The organism is Ancylobacter sp. SL191, assembly GCF_026625645.1.
Lineage (GTDB): Bacteria > Pseudomonadota > Alphaproteobacteria > Rhizobiales > Xanthobacteraceae > Ancylobacter.
Map to the genome: position 1 here is coordinate 3,876,355 of NZ_CP113056.1, position 15,206 is coordinate 3,891,560.

A 15,206-nucleotide genomic window follows, 5' to 3' on the forward strand; every position below is an offset into this window, starting at 1 on the left:
CGGCTCACCAGAGGTTCAGCGTCAGCCGCGCCTCTTCCGACATGCGGCCCTGATCCCAGGGCGGATCGAAGGTGAGGTTCACGGTGACGCCCGAAATCCCACCGACGCTCGCGACCGCGCCTTCCACCATGCCGGGAAGCTCGGCGGCGGAGGGGCAGTTCGGCGTGGTCAGCGTCATCTCGACGGCGACCTGCCGGTCATCGGCGATATCGACCTTGTAGATCAGGCCGAGCTCGTAGATGTCGACGGGAATTTCCGGATCGTAGACGGTCTTGAGCGCAGTGACGATCTCGTCCGTCAGGCGGTCGAGTTCCTCCTGCGGGATCGTGGACGCGATCGCCGGGGCGTTCGGCGTATCGGCGAGACTTCCGGTGGCTTCGCTCATGCGAAAAGATCCTGAGCCTTGATGAGGGCGTCGGCGAGAATGTCGACCTCCTCATGAGTGTTATAGAGCGCGAACGACGCCCGGCACGTCGCTGTCACACCATATCGCCCCAGAAGCGGCATCGCGCAATGGGTGCCGGCGCGAACGGCGACGCCCGCACGGTCAATGATGGTGGCGATATCGTGCGGATGCGCGCCCTTCACGTCGAAGGCGAAGATCGCCCCCTTGCCCGGCGCCTCGCCATAGATGCGGATGGAGTTGATGCGCGACAGCCGCTCCTTGGCGTAAGCAGCGAGCGAGGCTTCATGGGCGGCGATACGCTCGCGCCCGAGGCTTTCCATAAAGGCCAGCGCCGCGCCAAGGCCCACCGCCTGCACGATCGGCGGGGTTCCCGCCTCGAAGCGGTGCGGCGGCTCGCCATAGGTGACGCCCTCTTCCGTCACCGTGCGGATCATCTCACCACCGCCCTCGTAAGGCGGCATCCGCTCCAGCAGCGCGCGCTTGCCATAGAGCAGCCCGATGCCGGTCGGCCCGTAGAGCTTGTGGCCGGTCACCGCGTAGAAATCGACGTCCAGATCCTGCACGTCGACCGGCATGTGGACGGCAGCCTGCGAGCCATCGACCACGACCAGTGCCCCGACGTCGTGGGCGAGGCGGGCGATCTCCTTGATCGGCGTCACCGTGCCGAGCACGTTCGACATATGGGTGATGGCGACAATCTTGGTGCGCTCGGTGAGCAGCGCCTTGAAGGCATCGAGGTCGAAGGCCCCCTCCTCCGTCACCGGCGCCCACTTGATCACCGCGCCCTTGCGCTCGCGCAGATAGTTCCACGGCACGATGTTGGAGTGGTGCTCCATGATCGAGAGCACGATCTCGTCACCCTCGCCGATGGACTGGCCGAGCGAGGAGGCGACAAGGTTGAGCGCGCCGGTGGCGGAGCGGGTGAAGATCACCTCATCGAGCGACGGCGCATTGAGGAAGGCGCGGCAACGCTCTCGGGCTTCCTCATAGGCTTCGGTCATCGCGTTGGCGAGGTAATGCAAGCCGCGGTGAACGTTGGAATATTCGTTCTCATAGGCGTAGCGCATGCGGTCCAGCACCTGGACCGGCTTTTGCGACGACGCGGCATTGTCGAGATAGACCAGCGGCTTGCCATAGACGAGCTTGGACAGGATGGGGAAATCCTGCCGCACGCGGGCGACGTCATAGGTGCCGTTGGACACGGCGGGATGAGTGGCGACCTTGTCGGTCATGATGCGGCCTCTCCAGAGGGCGTCATCCCGGACGACGCGACTGCGTCGCACCGGGAACGCGGGCCGACAGCGGCCCCTAATGTGCGGACGATCCCGGATCGCGGCGCTGCCGCGTCCGGGATGACGGCTTCGATGCGCGCAGCGCGCTCACGCCCGCGCCTTGAGCCAGGCTTCCGCCCGCTCGACCAGCGCCTCGCGCAGCCCATCATGCTCGACCGTCTCGATGGCCTCGCCGACAAAGGCCTGCACCAGCAGGCTCTGCGCTTCCTTCATCGGGATGCCGCGGGCGCGCAGATAGAACAGCAGATCGTCGTCGATCGCCCCGCAGGTGGCACCGTGGCCGCACTGCACGTCGTCGGCGAAGATCTCAAGCTCCGGCTTGTTGTCCATCTCCGCCTCGTCGCCGAGCGCCAGCGCGCGGCTCATCATCCGCCCGTCGGTCTTCTGCGCTGCCTGGCGGACGACGATCTTGCCCTGGAACACGCCGCGGGTCTGGTCGTCGAGCACGGTCTTGAACAGCTCGCGGCTCTCACAGCCCGGTACCTGATGGTCAACCAGCAGGGTGGAATCGGCGTGCTGGCGGCCCTTCAGCAGCGTGGCGCCGTTGAAGCCGACCTGGCTGCTATCGCCCGAGAGCGTCGCATAGAGCGAGGTACGCGCCACCGCTGCGCCGATGCCGAAGGTGAAGGCGTGAACCTGCGCCTGCCGGCCGACATCGAACAGGAGGGTGGAGAGGTGGAAGGCGCGGTCGCCATCCTCCTGAAGCCGCACCACGTCCAGATGCGCCTCGTCGCCGACAGCGAATTCGGTCGCACTGTTCGCCTGATAGGCCATTGCCTGAGGCCCCTCGAAGCTCTCCACGACGGTGAGCTTCGAGCCCGCGCCGAGCACCACCAGGGAGCGCGCGAAGCTGGCGGCCGCGCCCGTGCCGGCAAAGACATGGGCGATGTGGATCGGGCGGGCGATCTCGGTGCCGGGCGCCACGGTGATGACGACGCCATCCTTCGCCAGCGCCGTATTGAGCGCCAGCGACGCGTCGTAGCGGCCGGGCAGGATGCCGCCGATGCGGCTCAGCACCTCGTCACCCGTCGCGCTCGCCGAGGCCAGCGTGGTGATGGTGAGGCCGGCTTCCAGATCGGCGAGATCGGAGAGCTCCGGCACCACCGCGCCATTGGCGACGACGATGCGGCGCACCTCGACCTCGCGCAGCAGCGTGGCGCGCGCATCCGCCTCGGCGACAGCGGCAGTGCCGGCGACCGGCACGGCCTCGCGCATCAGCGTGCGCAGATCGGTGTACTTCCACTCCTCGACCCGCCGGTGCGGCAGGCCGTGCTCGGCGAAGCTGCGGGCGGCGGCGAGGCGCAGATCGGCCAGCCGGTCGCCACTCGCGGGCAACCCGTCCAGAGCGGCGATGAACGCCTGCTCGGCCGGGGTCCGGATGGGACGGATATCGGCGTTCATCTCATCCACCCTCACGCCGCGTCCTGCTGGTACTCGGCATAGCCATTGGCTTCGAGCTCGAGCGCCAGCTCCTTGCCGCCCGACCGCACGATCCGGCCCTTGTGCATCACATGCACGAAGTCCGGGACGATGTGGTTCAGCAGGCGCTGATAATGGGTAATGACGATCATCGCCCGGTCCGGCGAGCGCAACGCGTTCACGCCCTCGGAGACAACCTTGAGGGCGTCGATGTCGAGGCCGGAATCGGTCTCGTCGAGGATGCAAAGCTTCGGCTCGAGGATCGCCATCTGCAGGATCTCGGCGCGCTTCTTCTCGCCGCCGGAGAAGCCGACATTGACGCCGCGACGCAGCATGTCCTGGTTGATGCCGAGGTTCGCCGCCTTGTCCTTCACGAGGCGCAGGAAGTCGGGCGTGGAGATTTCCGCCTCGCCGCGCTTCTTGCGCTGCGCGTTCAGCGCCGAGCGCAGGAAGGTCATGGTGGCGACGCCCGGCACTTCGATCGGGTACTGGAAGGCGAGGAACACGCCCTTCGCGGCGCGCTCGTCGATCTCCATCTCCAAGAGATCCTCACCGTCGAGCGTCACCGAACCGTCGGTGACCTCATAGTCTTCCTTGCCGGCGAGGATGTAGGAGAGCGTGGACTTGCCGGAGCCGTTCGGCCCCATGATGGCGTGGACCTCGCCCGGGTTCACCGTCAGCGAGAGCCCCTTGAGGATCTCCTTGCCGTGATCGCCGTCGATCTTGGCGTGGAGGTTGTCGATGTCGAGCATGGCCATGTCGTTCATTCCGTATCTGGAGCGCGGCGTCCCGGTCGGGGCGCGCTGAAAGTCTGGGACACGATCCCGGAGCACGGCGCCGCCGCGTCCGGGAGGATGGTGACGGGCGTCAGCCCACCGAGCCTTCGAGGCTCACGGCGATCAGCTTCTGCGCCTCCACGGCGAACTCCATGGGAAGCTGCTGGAGCACGTCCTTGACGAAGCCGTTGACGATCAGCGCCGTTGCTTCTTCCGGGTCGAGGCCGCGCTGGCGGCAGTAGAAGAGCTGGTCCTCGGAGATCTTCGAGGTGGTCGCCTCATGCTCGAACTGGGCGCTGCTGTTCTTCGACTCGATATAGGGCACGGTATGCGCCCCGCACTTGTCGCCGATGAGCAGGCTGTCGCAATTGGTGAAGTTGCGCGCGCCGGTCGCCTTACGGTGCGCCGTCACCTGGCCGCGATAGGTGTTGTCCGAGTGGCCGGCGGCGATGCCCTTGGAGATGATGCGGCTCGACGTGTTCTTGCCGAGATGGATCATCTTGGTGCCGGAATCGACCTGCTGATAGCCGTTGGAAATCGCGATCGAGTAGAACTCGCCCTGCGAATTATCCCCGCGCAGGATGCAGCTCGGGTACTTCCAGGTGATGGCCGAGCCGGTCTCGACCTGCGTCCAGGAGATCTTGGAGCGGTCGCCACGGCAGTCGCCACGCTTGGTGACGAAGTTGTAGATGCCGCCCTTGCCGTCCTTGTCGCCCGGATACCAGTTCTGCACCGTCGAGTATTTGATCTCGGCATCGGCCAGCGCCACCAGCTCGACCACCGCCGCGTGAAGCTGGTTCTCGTCGCGCTGCGGGGCGGTGCAGCCTTCGAGATAGCTCACATAGGCGCCTTCATCGGCGATGATGAGCGTGCGCTCGAACTGGCCGGTGTTGCGCTCATTGATGCGGAAATAGGTCGACAGCTCCATCGGGCAGCGCACGCCCTTCGGCACATAGACGAAGGAGCCGTCGGAGAACACCGCTGAGTTCAGCGTGGCGAAGTAGTTGTCGGTCACCGGGACGACGGAGCCGAGATACTGGCGCACCAGCTCGGGGTACTCGCGCACGGCCTCGGAGATCGGCATGAAGATCACGCCGGCCTTGGCGAGCTCTTCCTTGAAGGTGGTGGCCACCGAAACCGAATCGAACACCGCGTCGACCGCGACCTTCGAGCCGCCGCTCTGGATGCCGAGCAGCGCGTCGCGCTCGCGCAGCGGGATGCCGAGCTTCTCATAGGTGGCGAGGATTTCCGGGTCGATATCGTCGATCGACAGGGCTTCCTTCCGCTTCGGCGCGGAATAGTAATAGAGCTCCTGATAGGCGATCGGCGGGTAGCTCACCCGCGCCCACTGCGGCTCCGGCATGGTCTGCCAGCGGCGGAACGCCTCGAGGCGCCACTCCAGCATCCATTCCGGCTCATTCTTTTTCGCCGAAATGAAGCGGACGGTGTCCTCGCTCAGACCCTTCGGGGCCTTCTCGGATTCGATTTCCGTGAAGAACCCGTACTTGTACTGATCGACATCCAACGAGCGGACCTGGTCCACTGTCTCCTGTACGGCCGGCATCGCTTTTCTCCTCTCCCGCGCGGGTTCAAGGCCCGCGGGTCAGGCCAACACTTCAAGCAGGCACCGTGCTGCAGCACCTGTACGCACGATCACGCCACGCGGACGTGGCGCCACATAACCTCACGCCGCGGCGCGGCGACGCAAAAGACCCGGCAACACCCGGCGGAACACGCCGAGCGCCCGGTCGACATCCTCATCCCCGCTCGACCAGCCGAAGGACAGCCGGAAGGCAGACCGCGCGATCCGCTCGGGCACGCCCATGGCCGTCAGCACATGGGAGGTCGCCACCTTGCCCGACGAGCACGCCGCACCCGCGCTGACCGAAAGGCCCGCGAGATCGAGCGCGATCACGATGGTCTCGGCCGGCACGCCCGGAAGCGACAGGCTCGAGGTGTTGGGCAGGCGATCGACATCGCCGACGAGCAGAACGAGCTCGGGAAACACGCTCCTTAGAGCGTCTTCAAGCCTTTCGCGCAAGGCGTGGATGCGCCTTTGTTCGCTCTCCACAGCCGCCGCCGCGCTTTCCGCCGCAGCGCCAAAGGCCGCGATGGCGGGAATGTTCTCGCTGCCCGCCCGCCGTCCGCGCTCCTGCCCGCCACCGCCGAAGACCGGGGCGGGACGCAGATCCGGGTCGGCCATAATGAGCGCGCCGCCCCCCGGCGCCCCACCGAGCTTGTGAGCGGAGATCGAGATGAGGTCGGCGCCCAGCGCCGGCAGCGACACGGGGATGCGCCCCGCCGCCTGCACCGCATCGGTATGCACCAGCCCGCCCACGGCATGGACGCGGCGCGCCACCTCGGCCACCGGCTGGATCACGCCAGTCTCGTTATTGGCGAGCATGACCGAAGCCAACACGCGCCGCCCCTCGGCCTGATGGCGCTCCAGCGCCGCCTCCAGCGTCTCCAGCCGCAGCCGGCCGCGATTGTCGACCGGCAGAATTTCCACATTGTCCGGCGCGAAACGATGGCCGCGCAGCACGGCAGCATGTTCCACCGCGGTGGTCAGCAGCACGTCGCAGGTCAGCGGCACCTCGCCCCGCTGGAAATCAGGCGTCAGCGCCAGCGTGTCCGCCTCAGTGCCGCCCGCCGTGAACACCACGCCACGCGGATCCGCCCCGACCAGCCCCGCCACGCGCAGCCGCGCCGTCTCCAGCGCGGCACGCGAGGCTCGGCCCTCACTGTGCACGGACGAGCCGTTGCCGGTCGCGTCGAGCGCGTCCAGCAGCGCGGCCCGCGCCTCGGGGCGCACCGGCGAGGTGGCGTTGTGATCGAGATAAGTGCGTTCGCTCATGATGTCCGTGGGCTCGACGTCTCTAGCTCCGTCACTATATAGGTCGGCAACGCCCAATCCGCCCGCCCTTTTGCGCGAAGTGCTTGCAAATTAAGGCCGCGTCCTTCATAGGTTGACACCCGTCCTCTTCGAAGGGATGCCCGGACGCTAAGATTGTAAGCGTCGCCGCTGCAACCCGACGTAGAATATTAGAATTATTCTAATAAGTTAGGGTTTGCACCCCGTGTCGTCAAGGCGCCGGCGGTAGATTGCGGTCCAGAAGGACGGCGGGCACCCCAACGGACGCCTTCCTCCCACGGACGTCACTCTTCCCGGCACCGCATCCCAAGGTTACGAGCTTCATGCCCGAGGTCATCTTCACCGGCGAGAAGGGGCGGCTGGAAGGCCGTTACCAGCCGGCCAAGACACGTCACGCGCCGATCGCCATCATCCTGCACCCGCACCCGCAGTTCGGGGGCACGATGAACAACCCGGTCGTCTACAACCTCTATTACCAGTTCGTGAACCGGGGCTTCTCCACGCTGCGCTTCAACTTCCGCGGCGTCGGGCGCAGCCAGGGCTCGTTCGACCACGGCCAGGGCGAGCTCGCCGATGCCGCCGCCGCGCTCGACTGGGCGCAGTCGATCAACCCGGATGCGCGGGCCTGCTGGATCGCCGGCTTCTCTTTCGGCGCCTGGATCGGCATGCAGCTGCTGATGCGCCGCCCGGAGGTCGAGGGCTTCATCTCCATCGCTGCCCCGGCGAACCTCTATGACTTCTCGTTCCTGGCGCCCTGCCCGTCCTCGGGCCTGTTCGTCCATGGCGACAAGGATGCGGTCGTGCCTTTCTCGGCGGTCACCGGCCTCGTCGAGAAGCTGAAGACGCAGAAGGGCATCGTCATCGAGCAGCAGACGGTGGCGGACGCCAACCACTTCTTCGATGGCAAGACCGAAGACCTCATGGAAGTCGTCGGCACCTATCTCGACAAGCGCCTGCCCGATACGGCGAAGAAGACCAGCGCCGCCTGAGCGCGCGCGCCTGACATGCAAAAGCCCGGCTCACGGCCGGGCTTTTTTATTGGGCAGGTTCGTGAAGGCGGCCGGCGGCGCCGGCCGGCCGATCAGTTCAGCACCAGCCGCGACGGGTTGCTCACGACCAGTTCGTCACCACGACGGGCGATCTCGACGAGGCTGGCGGTCGCGCCTTCCGCGCCGGGAACGGAGAAGCTAACGGCCTGCTCCGGCTGCAGGGTGGCACCGACACGGATCGGCGCACCGCCGCCGACGCTCAGCGTCGCCACGACATGGTAGCCGTCGGACTGCGGGGTGTAATAAGCGACGCCGCGCACATAGCCGATATTGATCGTCTGGGCGGTGGCCGGACGCAGGCCACCCTTTTCGGCGGCGCGGACAGGGGCGATGACGGCGACCGCGACGAGGCCCGCGGCGACGGCCAAGGGGAGGATATCACGCGAAAGATTGCGCATCTCGATTGCTCCAAGTTTCTGTCCAGGCGTTTTGATCAGAAGCTGCCTGCCTGGCGAGCCGGACTTCCGGGAGCCCTCAAGATACGCAAAATATTGTGCGCCGCATCATACGTTTGCGCATCGCACCATTGCGTTTAAGGAATACTGCGACGATTCGATGTCATATTCAGATTTTCTGAATAACAGATTCAGTTTTGCTGTGCCGGGGGCGCCAGCACCACCCCACCGGTCAACGCATGCGGCACGCCGGTCGTGGTCGGGAAACTCAGCGGCAGGCCCTTCAGCGCCCGCACCGCCAGAAAGGCGAAAGCCTGCGCCTCCAGCGCGTCGACCGACCAGCCGACGGTCTCCGCGCTCACCACCTCCATCTCCAGCCGGAATCTGAGCATGGCCAGAAGCGTCGGATTATGCGCCCCGCCGCCAGCGACGATCAGGCGGGTGGGCCGCGCCGGCAGGAACGGCAGCACCGCGCGGCAGGCCTCGGCGCTCAACGCGGTGAGCGTCGCCGCCCCGTCCGCCGTGCTCATCGCGTCGAGGCCGCCATGCTCGGCCACCCAGGCGCGGAAATCGTTGCGGTCCAGCGACTTCGGCGTCGGGCGGTGAAAGAACGGGTGCGCCATCAAGCGCGCCACCGCTTCCTCGTCCACACGTCCCCAGCCGGCAATGATGCCGTCCTCGTCGAAGGGCAGGTCCGTGCGGGCCTTAATGAAATCATCGATCAGCGCATTGGCCGGGCCGGTGTCGCAGGCAATCGGATCGCGCATGCCGTCGATATAGGTAACGTTCGCCACCCCGCCGAGGTTGAGCACCAGCAAGGGCTTGGGCGGCCCGAGCCCGCGGGCAAGCGCCCGGTGATAGACCGGCACCAGCGGCGCCCCCTGCCCGCCAGCCGCGACATCGGCGGCGCGCATGTCATAGACCAGCGTCGCTCCCGCGCCGGTCGTCATCGTCTGCAGCGCCCGCGCCAGCGCGGGACCGTCGCCGAGCTGCACCGTCAGCCGGTTCTCCGGCCGGTGAAGCACCGTCTGGCCATGATAGCCGATGACGTCGACATCCCGGTAGGCGGGGAATTCCTTGAAGAAGCTGGCGAGCGCCTGGCCATGGCGCTCCGTCGACAGCCGCTCCGCCCGGGCGAGAATGCCGGGCCGGGCATGGCGGTCCGTCATCTCCCGTGCATCGGCGAGGGCACGGAACAGCAGGTCGCGAATCTCCGGTTCGTAAGGGTAGGTTCGCCCCGGCCCGAGCAGGTCGACACTCTCGCCGTCAGTTTCGATCAGCGCCACGTCGATCCCGTCGAGCGAGGTGCCGCTCATCAGCCCGATCGCTTTCAACGGCCGATCCATATGATTCCCTCGGGGTGCTTTCGCTGCGCGAAGCTGTTAAATCACCCGCCCGTTCCTAAGATCGCGTTGATGCCGGCAGGCCGAAGATGAGCAAGTTCCGATCCGATTTCCTCCGCACCCTCGACGAGCGCGGCTTCATCCACCAGATATCGGATGAGGCGGGGCTCGACGCTCTCTTCGCGACGGAAACCGTCACCGCCTATATCGGCTTCGACCCGACGGCGCCAAGCCTGCATGCGGGCGGCCTCATCCAGATCATGATGCTGCACTGGATGCAGGCGACCGGCCACCGCCCGCTCTCGCTGATGGGCGGCGGCACCGGCATGGTCGGCGATCCGTCCTTCAAGGAGGAAGCCCGCAAGCTCATGACGGTGGAAACGATCGAGGACAACATCGCCTCGATCAAGCGCGTCTTCTCGAACTACCTCACCTATGGTGAGGGCCCGACCGGCGCGCTGATGGTCAACAACGCCGAGTGGCTGCGCGGGCTGAACTACCTCGAATTCCTGCGCGATGTCGGCCGGCATTTCTCGGTCAACCGCATGCTGTCCTTCGACAGCGTGAAGACCCGGCTGGAGCGCGAGCAGTCGCTCTCCTTCCTCGAATTCAACTACATGATCCTGCAGGCCTATGACTTCGTCGAGCTGGCCCAGCGTTACGACTGCCGGCTGCAGATGGGCGGCTCCGACCAGTGGGGCAACATCATCAACGGCATCGACCTCGGCCACCGCATGGGCACCAAGCAGCTCTACGCGCTGACCTCGCCGCTGCTCACCACCGCGTCCGGCGCCAAGATGGGCAAGTCGGTGAACGGGGCGGTGTGGCTGAACGCCGACATGCTCGGCCCCTATGAATTCTGGCAGTACTGGCGCAACACCGAGGACGCGGATGTCTCGCGCTTCCTCAAGCTCTACACCACACTGCCGATGGACGAGATCGCCCGGCTCTCCGCCGTGGCCGGCTCGGAGATCAACGAGGTCAAGAAGATCCTCGCCACCGAGGTGACCGCCATGCTGCACGGCCGCGCGGCGGCGCTGGCAGCGGCAGAGACGGCGCGCAAGACCTTCGAGGAAGGCGCGATTTCCGAAGACCTGCCCACGGTCGAAGTGCCGGCCGCCGAGCTGGAAGCCGGCATCGGCGTTCTCGCCGCCTTCGCGGAAAAGGCTGCTCTCGTCGCCTCCAATGGCGAGGCGCGCCGGCAGGTGAAGGGCGGCGGGCTCAAGGTGAACGACGCGACCGTCACCGACGACAAGGCGGTGCTGACCGCGCGCGACCTGTCGCCCGAAGGCGTCATCAAGCTGTCCTTCGGCAAGAAGAAGCACGTCCTGCTGAAGCCGGTCTGAGGCGCGGTCGCGTCATCCCGGACGGCCGCAGGCCGATCCGGGATCGTACCCTCGACAACAACGATCCCGGCTCTCCGCTTCGCTACGGCCGGGATGACGCATCACAATCATGGCTGCTGGAACGACCTACCGCGACGGAATCACTGCCGGCGGTGTCGGATCCGGCGCCTGGCGGTACTCGAAGATCTTGCGCAGGAAGCCGGGCGCGACGGCGGAAATCGGATTGAGCCGCAGCGTCGGGCCGGAGAGCGGACCGACGATCTCATAGGTGACGCCGACCAGCCCCTCATTCGGTCCGCCGCCGAGGAAAAAGCCGAGCACCGGCACGCGGCTGAACAGATTGTTCAGCCCATAGGCCGGCACATAAGTACCCCGGATGGCCATACGGTCGGCTGCGAAGTCCATGTTGCCGTCGAAAGTCGAGCCGATGGACGGCCCCCAGATCGCACCATCCTTGATATCGAGCACCTCGGCGGTGCGCACGAAATCGACCTGCAGCTTGCGGAACACGATGGCGCCGCCTGGCGTCAGCTTGCCGTCGCGCTGCGCGGCAGGCGCAGCGGCGATCAGCCGGTCGAGCCCGGATTCACCGCGAATGATGAAGTCGCGCATATTGACGACGCCCGCCTGCGCGGCACCGTCGCCGCGCGGCGCATCGACCTCGATCCACAGATCGCCGCCATAGATGCGCGGGTAGAGGTTGATGAAGCGCAGCAGCGCGCCAGCGTCATTGGTGGTGACGCGCAGCAGCGGGCGGCCACGGTCACGCGCCACGAGTTCGCCATTCACCCCGCCCTCACGACCGACGAGCCCCCCGAGCGAGAAGGCGCGCAGGTCGCCATTGCGACGCGAGAGCTTGAGCACGGCTTGCCGCATGGTCTCGCCATTATTGCCGACGACCACGCCGAGATTGACGTCGAGATCGACATCGGTCGGCTTCTCGTTCTGGCGGCCGGCGACCGGCGCTTCCATCAGGCTCTTGAGGAAGGCGCGGGCCTCGATCACCTCGCCGCGCACGGTGATCTTCATCGTCCCGTCGGCGCTTTCCGCCTTCACGCTGGCCTTGTCGCCATCGGAGAGCTGGAAGGTGGGCAGGTTGGCGCTGGTGAAAGCGGCCTTGGAATCGAGTTCAACCGTGCCGCGAATATTGACGCCCTGGCCGGTCACCACGAGATCGTCGAGCCGGGTGCCGCGCGCGGTGAGCGTCGCCTTCGCGGTGAGCCGCGCCGCCTTGCCGGCGGGTTTCGACCAGCCGGGCACCAGTTCGGCGAGGCGAGCGCCGGTGAGATCGAGATCGACATCCACCGACTTGCTCTTGGCGCCGATGCTGCCGGACAGCTTCACCCCCACCGTGCCCGACAGGCCGCCGAGATCGAGATCCAGCCGCTTGCGCGCGGCATCGTCGAGATTGGCGGCGAGGCTGAAGGTCGCGTCGCCCTGGCTGGGGCGTGAATATTCAAAGCTCGTCGGCGCCCCGCCGATCTTGCCGTCACCGCGCACCACCGTCTGCACCGGGGTGACGAAGAGCTTGACCGTTCCGTCCTCGAGCTTCTGGTCCATGACGACCTTCTCGGCACCGAAATCGGTCAGCTTGGCGTCGAAGGCGTAATCGACATCGGCCGGCGTGATCTTCTCGGAGAGGCGGACATTCACCTGCGCCGTGCTGGAGATCGTGCCCTGGATGGTCGCGGGATCGAGCCGCTCCTCGACGGGGACGTAGAGCGGCGACAGGTTCGCCAGTTCCACCGCGGCGGCGGCCGGACCGTCGAGCGAGAACTGCACCTTGGCGGCGGGCTTCGGCATTATCGTGTTCGGCACGTCGAACACGCCCTGCGCGATGGTCACGCGGCGGCCGGTGGGGCTTTCCATATAGGCGTTGGTTGCGGTCACCTGCGAGGCCTGCCCGGAGGCATGGACCGTGATGTCGGCGCCGCGCACAAGCGGCATGCTGGGCACCGCCGTGAACACGGCGTTGCTGCCGCTGATGGCGATGCTCATCCCGTCATCGGGGAGCGGGTTGTCCTTGTTGCCGATGGAAGAAAGCGGGGCGAGGAAAGAGATGGAGGCGGACTGGACGTCGCCGGACACCAGATTGTCGTAGACCCATTTGCGCACATCAGGCGCGGCGACCACCGGCCAGAGCCGCTTCAGCGACAAAGCGGACATGGGCGTTGCTACCATCTTGAGGCCCAGCGCCGGTTCGGCGCCGCCGAGATCGAGGCTACCGGCAAGGTCAATGCCACCCTTGGGCCCGCGTAGCACACCCGTGTCGATGGCGATCAGCTTCTTGGCCACGTCGAAGGACAAGGCGAGCTGCACATTATCGAGGATGAAGGGCGGCTCCTTCTCGCCGACCCCGCCACCGGCGAAGCTGGCCTTGGCCTGGCTGATCTGCGCGCGCCAGATGCCGTCGCTGGTATCGGGCGGCGTGATGCTCGCCGCGAGACTCATGCCGAACGGCCCGGCCTGCGCGCTGAGATCATCCAGCACGATCTGCTTTTGCGCGCCATCCAGATGGAAGCCCAGCGCCGCCTCGTCGATCACCATGCGCCCGGCCGCATCCGCGCCGAGCTGGAGCTCGCCGGCGCCGGCGATCAGCTTGCCGCGCGCGCCGAGTACCGTGCCGGCGGCGTCGATATCGGCAGCGAAATCCACCGAGAGCGGCGAGGTCGCATGGATGCCGTCCGCCGCCTTGCCGGCCGCGATCAGCAGGTCGCGCGGGGCGAGATCGCGGACCGCCAGCGAGACGGTGCGCTTGCCATTCGCCAGCGTGCCCATGAAGGCACGCGCGGACCACGGCCCGTCCGTTCCGCCCGACTTCATATCGAACGCCATCCCCCCGGCCTCGGCCCGCGAGACGCTGAGATCGATGTCGTTAAAGGTCCATTGCCGGCCACTCGCCTCGCTGCGAACAATGAGCGTGCCGTCCTTCAGGCCGATCTCATCGAGCGAGCCGCCATCAAGGCCGCCACGGTCGAAGCCGCGCGCCAGCGTGGCGAGCACCGGCAGGCGCAGCGGCAGCGGACCGGTGTCGACGACAGCCGCCACCTCGGTGGCGGGAGCCGCCCCCCCGACGGGACCGGAAGCGGGAGCCGCCGGCATGGCGACCGACGGCGCTTCGATCGGCTTGGCGCCTTCGGTGGAAATGGCGACGGTGCCCTGCTGGTCGATGCGCACGGTGACGGTGACGCCGAGCAGATCGACCCGCTGCGGGCGCATCAGCCAGGGCAGGAGCGTGTCCTGCATCTCCACTTCGGCCTGCGGGGCGGTGGCGATGATCTCGCCGGCGGCATCGCGCACGATGATGTTGCTGGCGCGCAGCACCATGCCGCCATCCTCGGCCCGGTTGCCGGTGATGGCGCCGATCTGCACGCTCTGGCCGGGCGCGAGGCGCGCCTCCAGCGCACGCTCCACATAAGGCCGCGCCATGTCGAGGGTGAGCACGCCGAACAGGAACAGGGCATAGACCAGCCCGGCCATGAGCAGGGCGCCGACACCAACGCTACCTGCCGACCAGCCGCAGACGCGCAGCCAGCGGCGGCGCCGACGCGACGGCGGTACCGCGCAGACTTTGGGGATGCGGCGCAGGCGCGGGCGTTTGCTCCCCGTGCGGCCTACGGCTTCCCTGCGCGTGGTGATTTCGTCCATCTACCGCCCGAATCTCCAATCGCGGTATAATGCCCGCGCCCCGGCTCTATCGCGACATCCTGTCGGTAACTTGTCGGCTGTCCGATCCGCTTCCCACGCGGAGCCGTAAAAGCCAACCTGGCCGGGCGACCCGCCGCGACATCCGATGATGGGCGGCATCGCCGCAAAAGCTGACGAAAGGAAGGCAGATGACGAATCTCGCACCCGGCACCCCCGCTCCCGACTTCAACCTGGTGGCCGACACTGGTGAGACTGTCAGCCTCGCCGGCTGCCGTGGCCGCAAGCTCGTGCTGTATTTCTACCCCAAGGCGGGCACGTCCGGCTGCACGGTCGAGGCGCATGACTTCAACCGCCTGAAGCCCGACTTCGATGCCGCCGATACGCTCGTGGTCGGCGTCTCGCCCGATCCCGACAAGGCGCTCGCCAAGTTCCGCGCCAAGGAAGGCCTCACCTTCCCCCTCGCTGGCGACGAGGACCACGCGATGCTCGAGGCTTACGGCGTGTGGGCGGAGAAGTCGATGTACGGCAAGAAGTATATGGGCGTCGAGCGCACCACCGTGCTGATCGACGCCGCCGGCACGATCGCGCAGGTCTGGCCGAAGGTGAAGGTCGCCGGCCACGCCGAGGAAGTCCTCGCCGCCGCCAAGGCCCTCTGACACG

12 protein-coding genes are annotated in these 15,206 nt (G+C 66.8%); 3 read left to right on the plus strand and 9 right to left on the minus strand.

What is annotated here, in order from left to right:
- Positions 1-4 precede the first annotated feature (4 nt).
- The 6 genes from OU996_RS17765 to OU996_RS17790 form a co-directional block, all read right to left on the minus strand.
- Positions 5-385, minus strand: coding sequence for an SUF system Fe-S cluster assembly protein (locus OU996_RS17765; RefSeq protein WP_267582924.1), 381 nt, complete (start codon positions 383-385; stop codon positions 5-7).
- Complete coding sequence (locus OU996_RS17770) at positions 382-1,638, minus strand: cysteine desulfurase (protein ID WP_267582925.1); 1,257 nt, start codon at positions 1,636-1,638, stop codon at positions 382-384. Before OU996_RS17770 ends, OU996_RS17765 begins: the two co-directional genes overlap by 4 nt.
- 147 nt (positions 1,639-1,785) lie before the next feature.
- Positions 1,786-3,099: a Fe-S cluster assembly protein SufD gene (gene sufD / locus OU996_RS17775; protein WP_267582926.1), complete on the minus strand. Its 1,314-nt coding sequence runs from the start codon at positions 3,097-3,099 to the stop codon at positions 1,786-1,788.
- 11 nt (positions 3,100-3,110) lie between these two features.
- Positions 3,111-3,869 (minus strand): Fe-S cluster assembly ATPase SufC, encoded by a 759-nt coding sequence (sufC, locus tag OU996_RS17780; RefSeq protein WP_267585745.1) that lies wholly within the window; start codon positions 3,867-3,869, stop codon positions 3,111-3,113.
- A gap of 115 nt (positions 3,870-3,984) precedes the next feature.
- Entirely contained in the window at positions 3,985-5,457 is a 1,473-nt protein-coding gene (gene sufB, locus OU996_RS17785) for a Fe-S cluster assembly protein SufB (protein WP_267582927.1), read from the minus strand.
- A 120-nt stretch (positions 5,458-5,577) separates the two neighbouring features.
- A complete protein-coding gene (locus OU996_RS17790; protein ID WP_267582928.1) occupies positions 5,578-6,747 on the minus strand; it encodes a cysteine desulfurase family protein in 1,170 nt (389 codons plus the stop codon).
- A gap of 341 nt (positions 6,748-7,088) precedes the next feature.
- On the opposite strand from OU996_RS17790, the gene OU996_RS17795 reads away from it, so the two are divergent.
- On the plus strand, positions 7,089-7,754 hold the full coding sequence (locus OU996_RS17795) for an alpha/beta hydrolase (RefSeq protein WP_267582929.1): 666 nt from the start codon (positions 7,089-7,091) through the stop codon (positions 7,752-7,754).
- 92 nt (positions 7,755-7,846) lie between these two features.
- On the opposite strand, the gene OU996_RS17800 is transcribed toward OU996_RS17795, so the two are convergent.
- Positions 7,847-8,182 (minus strand): hypothetical protein, encoded by a 336-nt coding sequence (locus tag OU996_RS17800; RefSeq protein WP_267582930.1) that lies wholly within the window; start codon positions 8,180-8,182, stop codon positions 7,847-7,849.
- Between the two features lie 218 nt (positions 8,183-8,400).
- Positions 8,401-9,555: an anhydro-N-acetylmuramic acid kinase gene (locus OU996_RS17805; protein ID WP_267582931.1), complete on the minus strand. Its 1,155-nt coding sequence runs from the start codon at positions 9,553-9,555 to the stop codon at positions 8,401-8,403.
- Positions 9,556-9,641: 86 nt separating this feature from the next.
- Here OU996_RS17805 and tyrS point away from each other — a divergent pair, with 86 nt between their 5' ends.
- Positions 9,642-10,898 (plus strand): tyrosine--tRNA ligase, encoded by a 1,257-nt coding sequence (tyrS, locus tag OU996_RS17810; RefSeq protein ID WP_267582932.1) that lies wholly within the window; start codon positions 9,642-9,644, stop codon positions 10,896-10,898.
- 126 nt (positions 10,899-11,024) lie between these two features.
- Here the strand turns inward: tyrS and OU996_RS17815 are convergent, their stop codons facing one another.
- Positions 11,025-14,546, minus strand: coding sequence for a DUF3971 domain-containing protein (locus OU996_RS17815; RefSeq protein WP_267582933.1), 3,522 nt, complete (start codon positions 14,544-14,546; stop codon positions 11,025-11,027).
- Positions 14,547-14,734: 188 nt separating this feature from the next.
- Here OU996_RS17815 and bcp point away from each other — a divergent pair, with 188 nt between their 5' ends.
- Entirely contained in the window at positions 14,735-15,202 is a 468-nt protein-coding gene (bcp, locus tag OU996_RS17820) for a thioredoxin-dependent thiol peroxidase (RefSeq protein ID WP_267582934.1), read from the plus strand.
- Positions 15,203-15,206 lie beyond the last annotated feature (4 nt).

Bases quoted from the DNA above. Each gene is read 5' to 3' on its own strand.
- tyrS (WP_267582932.1), top strand. From the start codon at position 9,642: ATGAGCAAGTTCCGATCCGATTTCCTCCGCACCCTCGACGAGCGCGGC.
- OU996_RS17805 (WP_267582931.1), bottom strand. From the start codon at position 9,555: ATGGATCGGCCGTTGAAAGCGATCGGGCTGATGAGCGGCACCTCGCTC.
- OU996_RS17815 (WP_267582933.1), bottom strand. From the start codon at position 14,546: ATGGACGAAATCACCACGCGCAGGGAAGCCGTAGGCCGCACGGGGAGC.
- sufC (WP_267585745.1), bottom strand. From the start codon at position 3,869: ATGCTCGACATCGACAACCTCCACGCCAAGATCGACGGCGATCACGGC.
- bcp (WP_267582934.1), top strand. From the start codon at position 14,735: ATGACGAATCTCGCACCCGGCACCCCCGCTCCCGACTTCAACCTGGTG.
- OU996_RS17790 (WP_267582928.1), bottom strand. From the start codon at position 6,747: ATGAGCGAACGCACTTATCTCGATCACAACGCCACCTCGCCGGTGCGC.
- sufD (WP_267582926.1), bottom strand. From the start codon at position 3,099: ATGAACGCCGATATCCGTCCCATCCGGACCCCGGCCGAGCAGGCGTTC.
- OU996_RS17765 (WP_267582924.1), bottom strand. From the start codon at position 385: ATGAGCGAAGCCACCGGAAGTCTCGCCGATACGCCGAACGCCCCGGCG.
- OU996_RS17770 (WP_267582925.1), bottom strand. From the start codon at position 1,638: ATGACCGACAAGGTCGCCACTCATCCCGCCGTGTCCAACGGCACCTAT.
- sufB (WP_267582927.1), bottom strand. From the start codon at position 5,457: ATGCCGGCCGTACAGGAGACAGTGGACCAGGTCCGCTCGTTGGATGTC.
- OU996_RS17795 (WP_267582929.1), top strand. From the start codon at position 7,089: ATGCCCGAGGTCATCTTCACCGGCGAGAAGGGGCGGCTGGAAGGCCGT.